This window comes from Chitinophaga sp. GbtcB8, assembly GCF_019091455.1.
Taxonomy (GTDB): Bacteria; Bacteroidota; Bacteroidia; order Chitinophagales; family Chitinophagaceae; genus Chitinophaga.
In genome coordinates this window covers 1-379 of sequence record NZ_JAGXJN010000105.1, presented here as the reverse complement: position 1 = coordinate 379, position 379 = coordinate 1, and the positions used below count along the sequence as shown (strand labels likewise).

The window sequence follows — 379 nt, the reverse complement described above, 5'->3', positions numbered from 1 at the left end:
CATGCACCTCACTGCGCAGCACCAGCGTATTTACAAAAAAACCGATCAGCCCTTCTACTTCCGCCTGCTGCCGGTTGGCTACCGGACTGCCTATACTTATATCCTCCTGACCACTGTAACGGTACAGCAGCACCTTAAACACTGATAACAGTGTCATAAACATGGTTACGCCTTCCTGGCGGGAAAGCAACTCCAGTGACGACTGTAAAGCAGCGGGCAAAACATAATGTATGGTTGCACCACGGCCGCTTTGCTGCGCCGGACGTACATGATCTGTAGGCAGCTCCAGCGCCTCAGCGCCACTTAATTGCTGCTGCCAGTAAGATAACTGCGCCGATAACAGCTCTCCTGAGATATAGCGGCGTTGCCATATTGCATA

General features: G+C 52.0%; 1 protein-coding gene. It reads right to left on the bottom strand.

Going from position 1 to position 379, the window contains the following annotated elements; genetic code table 11:
• On the bottom strand, window positions 1-379 hold a 379-nt coding region (locus tag KVT36_RS31580; RefSeq protein WP_217607407.1), incomplete at both ends, for a condensation domain-containing protein.